Here is an 18,204-nt window from a genome sequence, read left to right as displayed (position 1 = left end):
GCTCCACAAAGACCTCCACGCGCAAAAGATAGGCTACAAAACAAACCAATAATTCAAGAAAGTGAACATCCCTATGCAACGCCTGCACCATATCCCCCCTCACACATGAGAGACAGAGTGCAAAACGATGCAAAAATCCAAGACAATCACTCTCTTCACATAAAAGCGGCTCCACAAAGACCTCCACGCGCAAAAGATAGGCTACAAAACAAACCAATAGTTCAAGAAAGTGAACATCCCTATGCAACACCTGCACCATATCCCCCCTCACACATGAGAGACAGAGTGCAAAACGATGCAAAAATTCAAAAGTCTGAAACTCTCCACCCAAGTGTTAGACCCAAAACACCATCACATATGAAAGTTAAGGAGCAAAGCAGTTCATCATCACAAGACAGTGGAACATATGCAATCCCTACTTCACGAAAACCATATCATCTAAGAGACAAACAAAAAAGCGACCCTCTCGTCAAAAAAACGGCCTCTTCACATCCAACAATTGAACAACCAAAATCATCTCATAGACAAGAAACATTTATTAATAAAATGGAAAGAGAGCTATTGCTCACAGCATATCAAGAAGAAATACGATTTTTGTGCGAAAAAGTTTATGGCAACCGACTTATTTTAAACGATAGAATAGAAGCAATCAAAGAAAACCCAGATATAGGAGAACAACTCTTATGGGACATTACAGAACACCCTAAATCTATTTCTAAGTTTTCTGGTAGAAAAGTTCTTGGCATAAAAAACGGAGCACGCAAACAAGCTGAAGAAACTCTTCCTACCCTTTGCGCCACCATTAACGATTATGTATATACTTCAAAATATACAAAAAATGAGGGTATTTCACAGGAACTTCACATAGAACAAGGACACCAGCGACAAGCACAAGGGGAAGAGTCAATAAAACAACATTTACAAAATCCGCTCAATTCAGAAAAGAAAATCAAACCTCTTTCAAGTCAGGAAATTACCCATAGAATTCAGAAAGATCCATCAGTTCAATATGGTCAAAGAGAGATCCAATATTGGTGTGAAAAAGTTTATAAAAACCCTTCTCTTTTTAACGACAGAATAGAAGATATCCAAAAAATTCCAGAGATGGGAGAAGAGCTTGTATGGCAAATTGAAAACCATTCCTTGTTTTTTGCTCCACTTGCTGGTAGGCAAGTCCTTGGCATAAAAAACGGAGCACGCAAACAAGCTGAAGAAAATCTTCCCATGCTCTGTACCGCCATTAAGGATTATGCTGAGACTGTAAAGCAGTTAAGAGAAGCCATTGTGCAAAACCATCAAGAACAACAAATACGCCAACAATCGCTTACTAATTTAGATAAAAGATTGCAAAAGCAACAAAGTTTATCGCATCCTCCTCAGTTGCCTGAACGCTCAACAGTAAAGCGGATTCAAGAAGTTTCTGGAACTTCTAGACAAGAAGACCGATCAGAGATACGATCACGAAGAACAGAAACATCAAAAACTCTAGCTTTCTCCTGATAAATTTCCTCATCGTTGGCTTAGTCATAAAAAACTTTGGTGCGATTATCTCGCCAAGAGTGCATCAAAGAGGGCGTATAATATACAAAAAATTTGGATAAAACATCCCATCACTTTACAAAACTTATTGATAAAATTTCATGATAATACTTCACAAAAATGATAAACATTGACTTTGTTTTATATGAATTAAGATCAATTTTTTTGAATTATCCAAAAACGCAAAAAATATAAAAAAGAAGCTTTCAAAAAACACTCTGGAAAACTTGAAAGAAATATAAGAGCCTTGTGCCACTTCCACACAGGAAAAATTGCGAGAAAAACATCCTGCATTTCATGCAGACATTTCTAAAACCAAAGAAGTATAGCAAAATGTCTTTTATCCCAACAGCAAAGTGCTTTAAAAGAAATACCACATTACAGAGTAAGAAAAACTAGAAGCGCGATAGTCCTATGATACAAAAAAATAATCAAACTGAGCCAAAAACCTCTAACCAGGGCAGTTTAATTCCCCAATAAAAAGACTTCAAAGAAATCCTAACAATCCAGCAACAAATGATCCTGCATTGGCTCAAATGACAAAAGAAAAACGCTCTCTCAATCAACAAATCGGAAAACAACGTACCTCAAAAGCAAAAATATCCGGAGACGTTTCGACAAAAAAATGGACACCTCTTCTTTCTCCTCATCCGAGAAATTATCTTCATTGCCTGAACGCGAAGAAGATAATACATTATACTGTAATTTCTTTTACCTAAAAACAGCATCACCTTAAAAAATAAATATGGCATAAAAAACTATGGGAAATTAAACGTGTAATGTGCACACGATACAGCAAAAGCACCATTCATCTCCGCCAAGAAGCACCACCACAAAGACTAACTTTCACTTATCTCCAATATCTTCATCATACCCTGTTTAAAAACACTTTTGAATGGACCGAACAAACACGTGAAAAGCCATTTACCGTTGAGGATGGTACAACGCTTGGATGAAAAAAGCTGGTATTTTTTGCATCAGAAAAACAGATACAGGAGGAACTAGAGAATTTAGACAAGACACTTCCTGCAACGAATAGTTTAAAGGGCTTATAACATGCGAAACATTTGTTGAACAAGCTACTGAAATAGAGAAGGCAATAGACGTACCAAACGCATGTTTTTTGAAAAACTTGGACAAGTTTCTGGCTACCCACTTGACTTTTCTCTTGCAACAGAAAAATGCATAATGCTTACCAGTATTGCATCGCTAAAACACCACGATAAAGAAATAATGAAACATCTGTTTGACGCTATCTCAAATCCAGCAAAAACACTTATTTTAAAAGAATTCATGGATAATATGAAAACTATTAGACTTGATAATGATAATATTCATCAATATTTTGTTCTAACAGCGAAAAAAAGTCAAATCCATACAGGCTTTTACAGAAATAGTGGACCAAATACTTTCATGTTTAAGACCAACCGGACTTTCATCATAGGAAATAAAAAAGAACTTACATCAATCCAAATTTAAACATTAAAAATTGGTAACACCCTCTCCTTTACAGCATGAAGCGTTAACCACCTGCAAGAGGTTCTCATCTCAGCAAAAAAATCGTCCTCCTTACCAACAAGGAAAGAGCTGAAAAAATCAAAAACAACATATCCATTTAAGCAAAAAGAAAAAAATCGGAACTTTATGCAAAATCATTTATGGCAATGGTCATATTTTTCTAGGAAGAATTGAAATGATCCATAAACGTCACACTGAAAGAGAACAGCTCACCCATCAAATTACAATATCTCCTCACTCAATTTCTAAGCTTTCTGACCAAAATATCTATGGCATAAAATAATGCACGCGCCCATGCTGAAGCAAATACTTTCCCCCTCTGTAAAATCAATGATCATTTTATCAATATTTTTAAACAAAAAGAAAGAAACATTCTCCATGACCATCATGCAAAACAAAAACGCTGTAAACAGTCAGTGGAAACACTGGAAATATAGATGCTGAATCTCTTTTCTTTATCAAAAGAACACAACAAGAAACTTTATCAAATTCTCCTGAATTAAGGAGGAAATAAGGACTTATATCAGAAAAATCAATGCACACTTATCCTCAAGCAAACATGAAGCTCTAAAGGACAATAATAACGAAAAACTTGCGAAAAGTCTCAGCATATCAATTGTCAAAGAAAAAGAGATTATAAAAAGCGTAAAACATCTAAAAGAGATAGAACAGAACATACAACCAATATATTTTTATCACCGCAAATTCGATGAGTACTCAATACCAACGCAGTATCAATCTATTTAAAAAATGTTCCAACATTTTTACCAAGACAACAACTCAAGCACAGGAAATGAAAGAAAACATCACACAGAACATCAGGCTACCAGAAAACATTCAACCACATAAAACGGAGCAGTCAAAGGCAATATCCATGTGTCATTAAAAATTCATAAGTTTAACTTTTATCCCTCCCTGGTAAAATCTTGCCTTTATCCCCAACCTTCCCATCGGCAAACCAATCGCACCTCAACAAGAATGAAAACCATAAAAACATATTGCAACTTTATTTTCTCAGATTTTGTTTTATTGCTATGAAAAGAAACCCGAATGAAAGAAATGAACGGTTAAATCAATTTTGCAAGAATAATTTGCTTAATCACATTCATAATTTGTCATAATAAAGATATGCAAAACTCTCTTGAATATCAGGTTTTCTTATGCACGAAGATCACACCTATAAAGAAATGATCGCCCTATAGCCCCTCAACTGTTATAACACAAATGCCTATTTAAACTTAAAAAAGAAATTTTAATTATTTTATGGCAACTATAAAAATTGAAAATCCACACTAAACAAGGAACATTAAGAAGTCTTCATGCACCATTGTTGACAGAAAGATAAACACCGTCGTAAAACGTTGCAAAAATGTATTTTTGTCTTGGGATACAGAGCAGATTTTTATGACTTAAAAAGTTTATTTTCCTATCATCGCTTCATAACAAACACGATATATCTTTATGACATTGATAAAAAAAATTGCAACTGTTGCTTCCGGTACCCTCATGAGTCGTATTTTTGGCTTCGTCCGCGAAATGCTTATGGCAGCAGCCCTAGGGACTGGCCCTGTTTCTGATGCGTTTAATGCCGCTTTTCGTTTTCCCAACACCTTCCGCCGTTTTTTTGCTGAAGGCGCTTTTAATGCTGCTTTCATTCCTCTTTTTGCAAAAAAAGTTACCGAAGATGGTCAAGAGACTGCATGCAAATTTGCAGAAGAAGTCTTTGGCGTTCTCTTTTCGCTGCTATTATTGTTAACGATTGCTATGGAACTCAGCATGCCTTTTTTGGTACGAACCATTATTGCTCCAGGTTTTACTGAAGATGCAACAAAATTTAACGCTACAATTCATTTTACTGCGATCATGTTTCCCTATTTAACATGCATGTCTCTAGCCGCCATGATGGGGGGCATGCTCAATGCTCTGCGTCGCTATTTTATTGCAGCCATTGCCCCACTTTTTTTAAACATTATTCTGATTGGTGTGCTTTTCTATGCTTGGATTTATCAATTTGACGCTTGGCATATCGGTCTAAATCTCTCTTGGGGTGTCTTAGCAGCAGGGCTTCTTCAACTAATCTTGATTGCCGTTGCTTTGCGTCAAAGTGGCATGAAAATTTCCTTTCGCCGTCCCTATTTAAGTCCTAATGTTCGCAAACTGTTAACTTTAGCATTTCCTGCAGCTATCACAGGAGGCATCACGCAAATTAATCTGCTCATCAATACCAACATTGCTTCTAGCCAATCAGGTGCTGTCTCTTCTTTAATGTATGCTGATCGTCTTTATCAATTGCCTCTAGGCGTGATCGCCATTGCTGTTGCAACCGTTCTTTTGCCAGAATTAACACAAGCTCTGCGAAGCAAAAAGCATGAAAAAACCCATCATTTGCAAAACCGCTCTATTGAATTAACACTGTTGTTAACACTCCCGGCATCTATCGCTTTTTTGCTGCTCTCCACTCCTATTGTCAGTTTACTCTTTGAGCGTGGACAATTTACCAGCCAATCAACCTACCATGTTGCCCAATTGCTAGAACTTTATGGGCTAGGACTTCCAGCTTTTGTTCTCATAAAGATCTTTATTCCTAATTTCTTTGCCCATGAAGATACCAAAACACCGATGATTTTTACAGGCATTTGCGTTTTCATCAATATCAGCCTTGCCTTCACATTATTTCCTATTCTATCAGCACGGGGCATTGTTATTGCTGAAATTACTTCTGGATGGGTCAACACACTGTTACTTTGGGGTATTCTTATCAAACGCGGTTATTGGAAATACGACACCCCACTGATAAAGCGAATATCATGTCTAATGATGACGACCTTTTTGAGCGCACTAGCCCTTTATTACGGATTGAATATGTTTGGATTTTTATCTTTTTCTTTATCCTCACAAGCGCCTTTTTTCTTACGCATCATCACCTTAGTAGGAATTATGCTCGGCCTATTTTTGATCTCCTTGACTGCCTATTTTTTATCGGACACTCATTCTTTTTCTCATACGCTTAAAAATTTGAAAAAACGCCTCTAGCGTTTATGCCATAATAGATAGTTTGTCAAAAAAATAAAACGAATAACCTTAATTGAAGAAAGAACACTCCTATGGATACCTTTACACCCCTTGTCTTCTCTGGCGTACAACCGAGTGGTCATTTACATCTTGGCAACTATCTTGGGGCCATTCAGCATTGGGTTGAACTGCAAAACTCTCACCATTGCCTCTATTGTGTTGTAGATATGCATGCGCTCACCGTTAACCCAGATCCCCTCACTTTACAGGAAGCCATCAGAACAGTGACAGCAGCTTTTTTAGCTACTGGTATTGATCCTCAAAAACACATTATTTTTAATCAATCACGTGTTTTTCAACATGCCGAACTCGCATGGATCTTTAATTGTATTGCCCGCATCGGTTGGCTTCAACGTATGACACAATTTAAAGATAAAGCAGGAAAAGATCGTGAAAAAGCATCTGTTGGGCTTTTTGCCTACCCTACTTTGATGGCTGCTGATATTTTAGTCTATCGTGCCACACATATCCCAGTGGGTGAGGATCAAAGACAGCATGTTGAACTCACACGCGATATTGCACAAAAATTTAACAACGACTATGCACAGCGTATTGCCGAATTAAATTTTGGCATCTCTATACAAACGGATAAAGAAAAAAAACAAGCTTTTTTCCCCCTTCCAGAAGCGCTTATTGGAACAACAGCTCCACGCATTATGTCGTTGCGCGATGGCACAAAAAAAATGTCAAAATCAGATCCTTCAGATTTTTCACGCATTAATTTGACTGATGACGCTGATCTTATCGCAAAAAAAATACGCAAAGCCAAAACGGATTCTGCGCCTCTTCCTGATACCCTTGCCGCTTTAAAAAAACGACCAGAAGTTGATAACCTATTTGGTATTTACGCTGCCCTTGCCAAAGTCAGTAAAGAAAAGATTCTTTTAGAATTTTCTGGTCAACAATTTTCGCATTTTAAAACAACCCTAACCGACCTAGCTATCCATAAACTTGCGCCCATAACAGAAGAATTACGTCGGCTTCATCAAGAAAGCAATTATATCGACTCTGTTTTGCATGATGGTGCAGAACGTGCTAGTATGCTTGCAGAAGAAAATATGAAAAAAATTCGTGAAATTGTTGGATTTTTGCACAATACATAAAAACAATAAAACTAAAAACTGTAGAAAGCAAAAAATCATTTGTACAAAACAGAGAATGTGCATGATTTCTAAACCTCAAAATCCGAAAAGAAAAACTAAGAAAAAAAACTTAGTTATTATTGATGAAACACCAGAATGTCGACGCGCTGTTGCATTTGCCGCCCAGCATGCTCAAAATACCAACAGAACATTGGTATTGCTTTGTGTTGTTGATAGTACAGAATTTCAACATTTTCTGGGTGTAAACGACGTTATGCGTACGGAATCAACACAAAGTGCTTATAAACTACTAAGAGACATTGCCACTGAAGTCCGCACCTCCCATGCCCTTGAAACAGAAATAGTGGTACGCGAAGGGAAAAAAATTGATGAAATTTCCAAACTAATCGACAGAGATCAAAGAATTGCACTGATTGTTTTAGCAGCCAGTGAGCACATAGAAGGACCAGGACCCCTTATTCAATTAATTGGGAATAAAGGAACCGCCTTTTCAATCCCTGTTATTGTCATTCCTAGCAATCTTGCCGATGAAGATATTAAATCTATTGCCTAAAAAATATAACATTCTAAATGTAATAATCTTTTTAATCCTTCAAAATAAAAGGAGAATCTATGTTTATTCAAACTGAAACCACCCCAAACCCTGCAACACTCAAATTTCTACCAGGACGCGTGGTTCTTTCAGAAGGTGTCTTAGAATTTCGTGACCGTGAAAAAGCAGTTAAAAACTCACCTTTAGCGGCTAAACTGTTTAATATTCCAAATGTCAATGGTGTCTTTTTAGGCTATGATTTTATCACCGTAAGCAAAAAAGAAGGGGAATGGCAACACCTCAAGCCTCTTATTTTAGGTACAATTATGGAACATTTTCTGTCTAATGAGCCAGTTATCACCACCAACGCCATAACACAAGCACAACCCCACGCTCTTAACGAAGAATTTTATGACGAGAAAGACGCAGATATTGTTCTAACAATTAAGGAACTCCTTGAAACGCGGATTCGCCCAGCTGTCGCCAATGACGGTGGAGACATTACTTTTCGCGGTTTTGAAAATGGTATTGTTTATCTCAATATGCGAGGATCCTGTGCTGGTTGTCCCTCTTCAACGGCAACACTCAAACACGGTATTGAAAATCTTTTGCGTCATTTTATCCCTGAAGTTTTAGGCGTTGAAGCCATGCCACAATAAATCTTGATCTTAATAAGCAAAACGTCAACACCAACTATCCCCCTTCAACAAAAATACGGAAATATGAATGTATCGGAAATCTTTTACGCCATTTTATTCATGAAATTTTAGACATAAGCCATACAACCATAAAAAATAGTCCTGTTTAAAAATCTGGACGATGATACCTTCGCGCACCTTTCACCTCTACATATGCCTTAAAAAGATTTCTCGCCTCTTTAAGAAAAGCCATAAGTTGCTTCAACAAACCAAATACATAAACGGAAAACGCATGCCCAGTCTCCTTTATCTATCACCTTCAGTATTTCCAACGATAAATTCACACAAACTGCTTCTATATCAACTAATCAACAAAGATCACACCTAGAAACTTGAATGAGAATCTTAGAAGATACCCCCTTATTTCAATTTTATTTCTCTTGCATTAATAAAAATCATTCACTTACACATCACAAATTAGATGATCAAAAAACTATTTTTCAAATAGCTGTTATGAACACTTTCAAAGATAAAGACCTTGAGAGCTAAATGCATGAACGTGCTAACATCGCAGTATTCTACCAATCTTTTCCTATTTTTTGGTTAAGAATTCCCCTTTTCTCCCCTTAGCTCTAAACTTCACAAACCTGGTGTAAAAAGTGTATAGAAATACCTGTCTAAATAAATGTAAAGCTAGATCTATGATGATTGTTTTGGAAATTATCTCATAAAAGAGGAATATTTTTTAATTCAGGGGGAGAAAATTTATAACTTTACGGCATTGTTTTCTTTTTCAAGCGTATATTTTTATTGTTACTTGTCAACAAAGATCCTATCCCCCCATAACCACATCTTAAAAAGAAGAGACAGAACCTATATTTTTCTGCTATACATAGTTTTGTACCAATTAGAAAAGAACCCTCTTTGAGAAGAAGATGAAAGGGTAAAGATAGAAAACAAAAAAATACAAAAACAATTGCAATAGGATAAAGGCTTAAACTTTTTGAACAAACGCCAACTTTAAACTCATCTGACCAATCTCAAGAATTTTATAATCAATAATATGATCGGCATCCACCAAGCGGCTATTTTTTATCTTCGCCCCCCTTTAAAACAGATGAAGCATCTTTTACGTTCAAATCTTTTAGTCATCATAACGATCTCTTCGTTTGTAAAAATCTGACCACTAACATCCTAAACAATATTGGAAAAGACAGAAACCATGTTCTTTTGTGGCCCTTCATGAGCTCCTTTCAAGACATACAAAATTTTCACTCTCTTCTCAGTCGCCAAGACCATTACAACGAAGACATTTGAGATATTGCTTTATAAATTCCTCTGTTAAAAAAATCATTCATCATAGTTCACCAAACAAGAAGTACTTATTGTCTATTATTTTAGAAAAATATTTCTCTTATGTTTCATCTCCCATCTGCTATACATAGTTTTGTACCAATACGCCAACTAACTATGTCTGTAAATGTTATCCCACATATAGAATCTATTAATTTATAAGGATGATTTACCCCTGTACAACTTCAATAGGCCCCACCTCTTATAAAATTTAGGCATTTCATTTTCCCTCATCAATCAATAAAAATCATTTTTTCTGCATCACCAATGAAATTAATGAATAGCTAAAAAGACCTATTTTAAAGAAATGCTCTCAAAGAGCTAAGAATTATTAAATATTGAGCAACAAAAAATGATGCGCCCAACTTAATCCGTTATTTAAGTAACGATCACAGCCATAATGTTAGAGAACATTTTGATTTATAAGCATAGTTAATTGTTTTCTATGTTAAATGAGAGCTATCCGAATATCGTAAAATTCTCTCAATTCAACGCTATCCTATGTTGAATCACTTAAAACCATTCGTTGGTATCTAACAAGCTAACAAGCGGAATGGGAGTGTGGAGAATACTAGCACAGGAAAAGATTAAAAAGGCCTCTTATGAATAGTCTCTTATACCAAGGGCTATTATAACATTAAGTACCACCATTTTTACACCTATGCACAGAAATAAGATGGCACCTGCACATTTTTTTAATTTCCAGTATTGGCCTTTGTATTTGAGAGCATTTATTATAAATATTTTTAGCCTTTTCTTAAATTGTTTTATACAACTCTTTTCATTTGTAATCTAGAAAATAAAAGGCTTTGGTTGTTTTAATAGAACAAGATTTTAAATACAAGAAACTAACAATATTTAGATGTCTCTCATTTAAATTGAATGCTGTCTTCTCCAATATAGATTGATCATTCTACCCTTCACGAGAATTCACTGTTATCCCCTTCATAAAAACAGCGCTCATAAGATAAGCGTGAGTATATTGAAAAAAGCTTTAAGATAAACTTATAAAATACACAACAACGATGGAGTTCTGTTTGCATGAGAAGCATTCTACAGTTCTATCAAACACTTGGACATAAATGCTCCCATTATACTTGCTGATAATTATCTCCAGGATTCAATCTTAAGGATCTAGCGAGTTTAGGAATTCAATCGTTCTGTAAAGGTGAAAAGAACGAAACTCACCCGAAAAGAGAGTCACGCTCTTCCTTATAGCAAATAAAACCACCTCTCCTGTGATAAACGGTGAAACCTTTTCAAGAACATTCCGATGATTTCATGTCATAATATCAGGGCGATCTCTCCCCAATTCTTGTTGTATATTTAACAGTTTTAGTGCCACCTGTTGCAAAGGTTGAAGAACTTCTTGCGGATTGCGATTGTATTTACGCGGATCACCTTCATACTGTTCAAAATAAATCCGTAAGGTAGCACCTAGAGTCCCTGTGCCGGATAAACGGATCACCAACCTTGCTCCATTTTCGAAAAAAATACGGATACCTTGTCGTGTGCTAATGTTCTGATCAATAGGATCCTGATACGTAAAATCATCTGCTTTTTTGACAAAAAAACCAGCAATTTCAGTACCTTCTTTTGGTAAATTCACACGCAAATCCTCTATAAGTGCCAGGGCCTTATCTGATTCAACTTCTTCATAATCATGACGTAACGTGTAAAAACGTCCATAGGTGTGCCAATGCTGTTGAACAATTTGTGCGACTGTTTTCCCTGTTACTGCTAAAAGGTTCAACCAAAATAATACAGCCCATAAGCCATCTTTTTCGCGAATATGTTGAGAGCTTGTTCCAAAACTTTCTTCACCACAAAAGGTGATTTTCTCGGCATCCAAAAGTGTTCCAAAAAACTTCCACCCTGTTGGCGTTTCAAAAAAGTTTAATCCTTTTTTTTCAGCAACCAAATCAGCAGCCCGCCCTGTTGGCATAGAACGCGCTATGCCCACAACACCTTTCTGATATCCTTTAATGAGGTGTGCATATTCAGCCATAATAGCCAAGGAATCAGAAGGTGAGACAAACTGTTGCCGACCAATAATGAGGTTACGATCTCCATCACCATCCGATGCAGCACCAAGATCTGGTCCTTTCTCTGACATCAATAAATCATAGAGAGCCTTAGCATAAACCAAATTGGGATCTGGATGACCTCCTCCGAAATCAGGCAAAGGAATACCATTGACCACTGTTCCTTCAGGAAATCCTAAACATTTTTCAAAGATTTCATGGGCATAAGGCCCTGTTACTGCGTGCATAGCATCAAACCGTAAAGTAAGACCTCCAGCAACCGCCTTGGCAATACAGTCAAAATCAAAAATCTCCTGCATCAAAGCAAGATAATCGACGACAGGATCAATAATATCAATCCGCATAGTTCCCATAAAAGTCGTTCCTTGCCTATCTAAATCAACATTTGGTGCTTCAAAAATTTTATAAAAGGCAAGACGTTGCGATGTTGCAAAAACAGCATCACATAAAGAATCAGGAGCAGGTCCACCATTAGAAATATTGTATTTGATCCCACAATCTCCCTCTGGACCACCAGGATTATGGCTCGCAGAAAGAATAAGTCCACCATGAGCACGCGTTTTACGAATAAGATGCGAAACAGCAGGTGTAGAAAGAATACCACCCCTTCCCATTTTAACACGAGAAACACCATGCGCCGCTGCCATCTTCAACACAATCTGAAGAAGTGTCCGATTAAAAGCGCGCCCATCTCCCCCAAGAATCAACATTTTTCCTTCAAGCGGTCCAATATTATCAAAAAGAGATTGAATAAAATTTTCCACATAATGAGGTTGTTGAAAAACATATATTTTTTTTCGCAAACCAGATGTTCCTGGTTTTTGTCCCTCAAAAGCTGTGGTCAAAACTGTCTTTATAGTCATGCAAATCCTTCATATTCTTTCCTTTAATTTAAAGTCAAGAATATCCAAAATCGACCATTAATTCTACTTGACGGAAGAATGAAATATTTGCACACTCATTTAGAAGCAAGGATTTTTAAAAAAGCCCTTTTATTTAAAACGCTCTTTCCCATATGTTTTTAAATACGAAGGCTATTTAAAAACAAAATTTTCGTAAAAAAATACAGGAGCCTCATTATGATGAAAAAAACAGTGCCCAATGTCACATTCCATACACGCGTACACGATGAAACAATAACTGGAAATAACCCTTATCGGTGGCAAGAAGTTAACAGTAATACTTACTTTAAAGGAAAGCGTGTTATTCTTTTTGCTCTTCCTGGAGCTTTTACGCCTACTTGCTCAACCTTTCAGCTGCCTGATTTCGAAAAACTCTATGATGAATTTAAACAAGCTGGTATTGATGAAATTTATTGCCTTTCCGTCAATGATGCTTTTGTCATGAATGCTTGGGGTAAAGCACAAAATATCAAAAACGTGAAATTAATTCCCGATGGCTCTGGTGAATTTACGCGCAAAATGGGGATGCTGGTTGCAAAAGACAATGTTGGTTTCGGCATGCGCTCATGGCGTTATGCTGCTGTTATTAATGATGGTGTGGTTGAGCAATGGTTCGAAGAAGCAGGTTTTTCAGATAATTGTGCAACCGATCCTTATGAAGTTTCTTCACCACAAAATGTTTTAAAAAACTTGAAAAACTAATTTCAACCCCAAATCATTCATTTAAACAAAATTTTACGACACCAATTTTCTTTCCTACGGAGTAAGGGGGGTTGGTGTCTTTTGCACCTTTTGAAACATCCATTCACAAAAACAGTCACTGTAAGTTGGTTGTGCATTTTCGAGCAGAAAATATTCCAGCAATAGTTTCTTCAATGGATATTTCATATTTTAAGAGCTTTGCAAAAGCTTGAAAAATGTTCAGTGAAAAATCTGGCCCCGTTAGAGGACTAAAGATATCAAAGAGCTAAAAGCTGTTGCACGCAATCAAAAAATAATGATAATCTATCATTATTCAGATTGAATTAGAATCCCGCAGTGGGATTCTCTTATTTCGAATCTGGCTTATCTTAAATCAAACAAAATCACTTGCTTGCACACCATAAACGGCACTGGCGTGTGGGTAAAATTGTATTAAGCAAGAACTAAAATGGCTCTTAGGAACCGTCTTAAATGCCAAGAGCTGTCGCAACATTGGAAGTTGGCAAAGTGTGTGATAATCTCGGTTTTCCACACCATCCCAAAAAACTTTTACACTACGAAATGATAGGCCAAAAATTACACGCGGATATTCAAAAGTGCCTGAATAAAGTGTTTTGTGGAAAATCTTCAAACTGGAAATTTGAAGAAAAGGTTTAAATAACTTCCTAATCTCTTCAGTTTTTTCAAAAGATAAGGGATTTTTTTCATAGAGCATGGAAAAATCATTTCGGGCGATTTTTATTTCTTCATTTTAAAAATGATTTTTATAATAAATAAATAATCTCAACCAATTACTATTGTAACATCTTACAAGATCCCCTTCTATTCTCCCTTTTAAATTCATCTGATTTCAGTCATTCGTTGTTTTTAAGATCAAAAAAACCCTTTAGTATAAAACTCTTGAGAATGCTTTCATCTTTCATAGATGTGAGATTTTAAGTTATCCACAATAAAATAGCAAAAAATACGCTACCAGCAAATGAACATTCAAAAGTTAAACGCATATGAATGCGTCAATATCTCTATAGCTTATTGGTTTTTTTATAAACGATTAGCTATCAATTTTTCTAAACAAGCTTTCGTCAACGACCTAGAACTTTTCACTTTTCAATATTTTGCTTCATGCAAGCTGTTTCCATTGCATTTTCAAAACACTCATTTTATAATGTATCTAACGCCTTCTCACTTTTTAAAAGAACCTTCTTTTCTGCTATACACAGTTAAAAAATAAAGCGATTTTAAGGGTATCTAAACTAGTAAAAAAATGAATTCTAAAAATTGAAAGGGAAATTTTCAAATTTTTCCCAGCATTTTTTTCGCAAAATTTTTACTATGAGCATTTTTGAGCAACCAAAATTTCTTGGACTGTTTGAACGAATTGCTCTTCATCAACCATCACTTGCGCAGGTCGACTTTCACGCCATGTTTGATTATCCTTAATCTCATGAGATAAACGGGCGCCTTCAATCAAATCTTTGATCTGTATTTTTCCACTTTGACGTTCTTGTGAACCTTGGATCACCACACAAGGAGCTTGGCGCCGATCTGCATATTTCATCTGCGCTTTAATTCCCGATGACCCCAAATAAAGCTCTGCCCGAATTCCGGCATTTCGCAATTGTCTCACCATTTTTTGATAGCGTGCAACAGCCTCTGGCTCTTTATCCATCATCAGCACTACCACGGGTCCAAGCATATTTTTCACCGGCAATTTTCCAAGGTTTTGCAAAGCAGTGATCAAACGTGAAACTCCTATTGAAAAACCTGTTGCTGGAATATTTTCCCCACGAAAACGCGCTACCAATCCATCATAGCGCCCCCCACCACCAACAGAGCCAAAAACAACTTTCTGCCCATCATCATTGAACACATCAAAAAGCAATGCCACTTCAAAAACAGGTCCCGTATAATATTCCAATCCACGGACCACCGAAGGGTCAATTTTAATGCGATTGTGATAACCATTGGCAACAAAGATTGCTTGCATTTCCTCAAGCTCCTGAATCCCTTCAATCCCTTGAACATTCTGCCCAACGACTTGTCTGAGAGTATCAAGTGTTTCTTCTGCCGTTTTCGCGTTTACAGTGAGTACGGAAAGAATGCACTCTATCTCTTGATCCTTAAGCTGCGCACCTTTTGTAAAATCACCACTTTCATCCAAACGCCCCTTTCCTAACAGCAAACGTACACCTTCAAGACCAAATTTATCAAGTTTATCCATTGCTCTGAGAACAGTTAAACGCCTTTCAATCTGTTCCCTTTCATTTAAACCAATCACCTGCAAAACACTTTCCAGAATTTTTCGGTTATTCAAACGAATGACATAATCCTGCTGCTGAATTCCTAATTTTTCCAAACTATCCGCTACCATCATGCAAATTTCAGCATCTGCCGCAACTGTCGATGATCCTACAATATCAGCATCAAATTGCATAAACTGCCGAAACCGCCCTGGTCCAGGCTTTTCATTGCGAAAAACCATTCCCAATCGATAACTTCGATAAGGTTTTGGCAACATTTCAAAATTTTCAGCAAAATACCGAGCAAGAGGAGCAGTCAGATCATAGCGCAAAGACATCCATTGTTCATCATCATCTTTTAGCGAAAAAACCCCTGTATTGGGACGATCTGAATCAGGTAAGAACTTCCCCAATACATCCGTATATTCAAAAATTGGTGTTTCAAGTGCTTCAAAACCGTAAAGTTCATAAACTTCACGAATTTTTGCAATCATAATTTCAGTTGCATACAATTGCACACTTGTGCGATCAACAAAACCACGGGGCAAACGGGCTTTGGTTTTTTCTTGTTTCAATGCCATGTTATTCTCTAGTAACAATATGTATTTACGAGTAACTCTTATCCCATAGCAACAAACGCTGCAATGACTTTATCAACCTAGCAGCTTTTAACAACATGTTAGAGGCTTTTCTTTTACAAAAGCAATAGCCTAATAAAGCAATGTTTTAAAAGAATTTACTCTTTAAAGGATGCATCGACCTTAAACTCAAATGGCTCTAAAACGAAGCTACTTTCTCACTAGGCTTAACCCTCATTCTTTTAGCACTGTTAGCGTCATTTTGTATTTTCTTTCCTATTGCTCCTATCTCACCTGGCCTAGTTTGAAGCAATTTTTAATATATTGCACAAGATTTCTACATTTTCTCCTAACACTTAGCGCACATTCTATCCCCACTCCCAACAGAAAATAAGAAATCTACCGAGTACTTTTTAAGAAGATCAAAAGAAACGCCTGGTTTTTGATCAAGCAAAATCACTTCTTAAAAACAGTATCTTTGTTGAAAATCTGATAATCCCCTTTTTTTAATTTAAGAGCTCTCTTTGCTGAATTTGCAAAAATTAAGATAGAAGAGTACTTTTAGATTGCTCGGCAAAAACATGAATAACATTTTTTAAATCAACTATATTTCGACCAGCCTGCGTAATTGATCTTGAAATTGAAGGAATAATATTTTGCCATAACCTTTGAGGAAACTGCTGGGGTAATTGTGTTATTGTCCCCCCTTGAACACCAATACCAGGAACAAGAACTAGGCTATTTTTTAACTGTTCGATTGTATCTTTTGCTTCATTGCCCAATGTTGCTCCAATAACAGCCCCGATAGGGCCAATATAATGATATTGATTTAAAGATTGGTTATTATATTCGAAAATACGCTGCGCTAAATGTATAGAAACAGTTTGATCACCAATGCGTGCATTTCGAATGTGTTTTCCCTCTGGATTAGAAGATTGAACAACCATAAAAACTGCCGTTTTTGTTTCTTCCGCAATCTTTATCAAAGGAATGAGAGCATCAAATCCTAAAAAAGGATTGACTGTTATAGCATCCGCTTTGAAGGCACTATGGGAACCAAGCCAAGCTTTACCATAAGCTTCAGCGGTAGAACCAATATCTCCTCTTTTTGCATCAACGAGAACCAATAAACCTTGTTCCTGTGCATTTTCAATGAGTTCTTTCAAAGCCTGAAGCCCTTCTACCCCATATAACTCAAAAAATGCGACTTGTGGCTTTATCATTCCCACCTTGCCCACAGCTGCTGTTAAGAGAATATCACAAAAATCTTTTAACCCTTTATAATCACAGCTTAAATTCCATGATTGCAAAACTTTATAACTCGGATCAAAACCAACACAAAGTGGTCCATATTTTTCACTATTTTTAAAAAAAGCTGAACAAAACATTTTCTATCCTAATACAGTCTCTCTTTAAACTTTTTAAGATAATCAAAAAGAAAAGCATTTGTCAAAATAAGACAAACCTAAACAGTGACTATCAACTTTTATGATAAAAACGCATTATGACCTATTATGCATGATATCTACTCTTCATTTCATTTAACTGTTTGCATACATTATAATAGTTTGTACCATGATTTGCTTTTTATAATCTATTCATACACGGCAATCTTACATAAAAAATGGTTAAATGAATCACGTATAAAAGGATGGATTCTGAAGGGGATTCATATAAAATAATTACAAACAACATATTGACTTTATTGTGTTTTTTGATATTATTCAAATCTATTTTTTTATAGAACACATTGATCTAAAATGATAATTCCCCATTCTTCCTAGTAAATGAAAGCTCTGAGTATCGTAAAATTCTCTCATTTCAAGCCCCTCATCTTAGACAATTAAAACCATTCCCTTGCATCAGCACAAACAGAATAAAACAAGAGGTGTGAGATATTTTTTCAAAGTAACAAGCTCACTGCGTAATTTTACAAGCTATGTTTTCATAAATTTTAGAATTCAATTTTTTAAATTATTTAT

General features: G+C 36.2%; 14 protein-coding genes. 9 read left to right on the top strand and 5 right to left on the bottom strand.

Annotated elements, in window-relative coordinates; translation table 11 throughout:
- From GGR08_RS06805 to GGR08_RS06780, 8 genes are all read left to right on the top strand, one after another.
- Nucleotides 1-1,500: BID domain-containing T4SS effector (locus GGR08_RS06805; RefSeq protein ID WP_183194600.1), on the top strand; the 1,500-nt coding region annotated here is incomplete at its 5' end.
- 818 nt (nucleotides 1,501-2,318) lie between these two features.
- Complete coding sequence (locus GGR08_RS08380; RefSeq protein WP_246350174.1) at nucleotides 2,319-2,495, top strand: hypothetical protein; 177 nt, start codon at nucleotides 2,319-2,321, stop codon at nucleotides 2,493-2,495.
- 160 nt (nucleotides 2,496-2,655) lie between these two features.
- Nucleotides 2,656-3,018 (top strand): hypothetical protein, encoded by a 363-nt coding sequence (locus GGR08_RS08375; RefSeq protein WP_246350172.1) that lies wholly within the window; start codon nucleotides 2,656-2,658, stop codon nucleotides 3,016-3,018.
- A gap of 130 nt (nucleotides 3,019-3,148) precedes the next feature.
- On the top strand, nucleotides 3,149-3,340 hold the full coding sequence (locus GGR08_RS08590) for a BID domain-containing T4SS effector (protein ID WP_343050826.1): 192 nt from the start codon (nucleotides 3,149-3,151) through the stop codon (nucleotides 3,338-3,340).
- A 1,178-nt stretch (nucleotides 3,341-4,518) separates the two neighbouring features.
- Nucleotides 4,519-6,090 carry a murein biosynthesis integral membrane protein MurJ gene (gene murJ / locus GGR08_RS06795; protein ID WP_183194599.1) on the top strand — a complete coding sequence of 524 codons (1,572 nt, stop codon included), beginning with the start codon at nucleotides 4,519-4,521 and terminating at the stop codon, nucleotides 6,088-6,090.
- A 71-nt stretch (nucleotides 6,091-6,161) separates the two neighbouring features.
- Entirely contained in the window at nucleotides 6,162-7,232 is a 1,071-nt protein-coding gene (trpS, locus tag GGR08_RS06790) for a tryptophan--tRNA ligase (protein ID WP_183194598.1), read from the top strand.
- A 61-nt stretch (nucleotides 7,233-7,293) separates the two neighbouring features.
- Nucleotides 7,294-7,785 (top strand): universal stress protein, encoded by a 492-nt coding sequence (locus GGR08_RS06785; RefSeq protein ID WP_183194597.1) that lies wholly within the window; start codon nucleotides 7,294-7,296, stop codon nucleotides 7,783-7,785.
- Nucleotides 7,786-7,844: 59 nt separating this feature from the next.
- Complete coding sequence (locus GGR08_RS06780) at nucleotides 7,845-8,423, top strand: NifU family protein (RefSeq protein WP_183194596.1); 579 nt, start codon at nucleotides 7,845-7,847, stop codon at nucleotides 8,421-8,423.
- Between the two features lie 973 nt (nucleotides 8,424-9,396).
- Here GGR08_RS06780 and GGR08_RS08365 read toward each other — a convergent pair.
- Both GGR08_RS08365 and GGR08_RS06770 read right to left on the bottom strand, forming a co-directional pair.
- A complete protein-coding gene (locus GGR08_RS08365; RefSeq protein ID WP_343050825.1) occupies nucleotides 9,397-9,498 on the bottom strand; it encodes a PhnA domain-containing protein in 102 nt (33 codons plus the stop codon).
- Nucleotides 9,499-11,034: 1,536 nt separating this feature from the next.
- A complete protein-coding gene (locus GGR08_RS06770) occupies nucleotides 11,035-12,663 on the bottom strand; it encodes an alpha-D-glucose phosphate-specific phosphoglucomutase (RefSeq protein WP_183194595.1) in 1,629 nt (542 codons plus the stop codon).
- 216 nt (nucleotides 12,664-12,879) lie between these two features.
- On the opposite strand from GGR08_RS06770, the gene GGR08_RS06765 reads away from it, so the two are divergent.
- The gene (locus tag GGR08_RS06765) at nucleotides 12,880-13,404 is read left to right on the top strand and encodes a peroxiredoxin (RefSeq protein WP_183194594.1); all 525 of its coding nucleotides are present in this window, start codon (nucleotides 12,880-12,882) and stop codon (nucleotides 13,402-13,404) included.
- Nucleotides 13,405-13,777: 373 nt separating this feature from the next.
- Here the strand turns inward: GGR08_RS06765 and GGR08_RS06760 are convergent, their stop codons facing one another.
- From GGR08_RS06760 to pyrF, 3 genes are all read right to left on the bottom strand, one after another.
- Nucleotides 13,778-14,119, bottom strand: a complete 342-nt coding sequence (locus GGR08_RS06760; protein ID WP_183194601.1) for a hypothetical protein — start codon at nucleotides 14,117-14,119, stop codon at nucleotides 13,778-13,780.
- Between the two features lie 615 nt (nucleotides 14,120-14,734).
- A complete protein-coding gene (hisS, locus tag GGR08_RS06755) occupies nucleotides 14,735-16,225 on the bottom strand; it encodes a histidine--tRNA ligase (RefSeq protein ID WP_183194593.1) in 1,491 nt (496 codons plus the stop codon).
- Nucleotides 16,226-16,764: 539 nt separating this feature from the next.
- On the bottom strand, nucleotides 16,765-17,610 hold the full coding sequence (pyrF, locus tag GGR08_RS06750; RefSeq protein WP_183194592.1) for an orotidine-5'-phosphate decarboxylase: 846 nt from the start codon (nucleotides 17,608-17,610) through the stop codon (nucleotides 16,765-16,767).
- Nucleotides 17,611-18,204: the final 594 nt, after the last annotated feature.

Source organism: Bartonella fuyuanensis, from assembly GCF_014197255.1.
In the GTDB taxonomy this organism is placed as follows: Bacteria; Pseudomonadota; Alphaproteobacteria; order Rhizobiales; family Rhizobiaceae; genus Bartonella; species Bartonella fuyuanensis.
The sequence above is the reverse complement of the archived record's forward strand: the minus strand, read 5'-3'. Positions and strand labels throughout refer to the sequence as shown.

Coding starts and splice junctions, on each gene's coding strand:
- GGR08_RS08375 (WP_246350172.1), top strand. CDS start 2,656: ATGTTTTTTGAAAAACTTGGACAAGTTTCTGGCTACCCACTTGACTTT.
- pyrF (WP_183194592.1), bottom strand. CDS start 17,610: ATGTTTTGTTCAGCTTTTTTTAAAAATAGTGAAAAATATGGACCACTT.
- GGR08_RS06770 (WP_183194595.1), bottom strand. CDS start 12,663: ATGACTATAAAGACAGTTTTGACCACAGCTTTTGAGGGACAAAAACCA.
- GGR08_RS06760 (WP_183194601.1), bottom strand. CDS start 14,119: ATGCTCTATGAAAAAAATCCCTTATCTTTTGAAAAAACTGAAGAGATT.
- GGR08_RS06780 (WP_183194596.1), top strand. CDS start 7,845: ATGTTTATTCAAACTGAAACCACCCCAAACCCTGCAACACTCAAATTT.
- murJ (WP_183194599.1), top strand. CDS start 4,519: ATGACATTGATAAAAAAAATTGCAACTGTTGCTTCCGGTACCCTCATG.
- hisS (WP_183194593.1), bottom strand. CDS start 16,225: ATGGCATTGAAACAAGAAAAAACCAAAGCCCGTTTGCCCCGTGGTTTT.
- GGR08_RS08380 (WP_246350174.1), top strand. CDS start 2,319: ATGTGCACACGATACAGCAAAAGCACCATTCATCTCCGCCAAGAAGCA.
- GGR08_RS06765 (WP_183194594.1), top strand. CDS start 12,880: ATGATGAAAAAAACAGTGCCCAATGTCACATTCCATACACGCGTACAC.
- GGR08_RS06785 (WP_183194597.1), top strand. CDS start 7,294: ATGATTTCTAAACCTCAAAATCCGAAAAGAAAAACTAAGAAAAAAAAC.
- trpS (WP_183194598.1), top strand. CDS start 6,162: ATGGATACCTTTACACCCCTTGTCTTCTCTGGCGTACAACCGAGTGGT.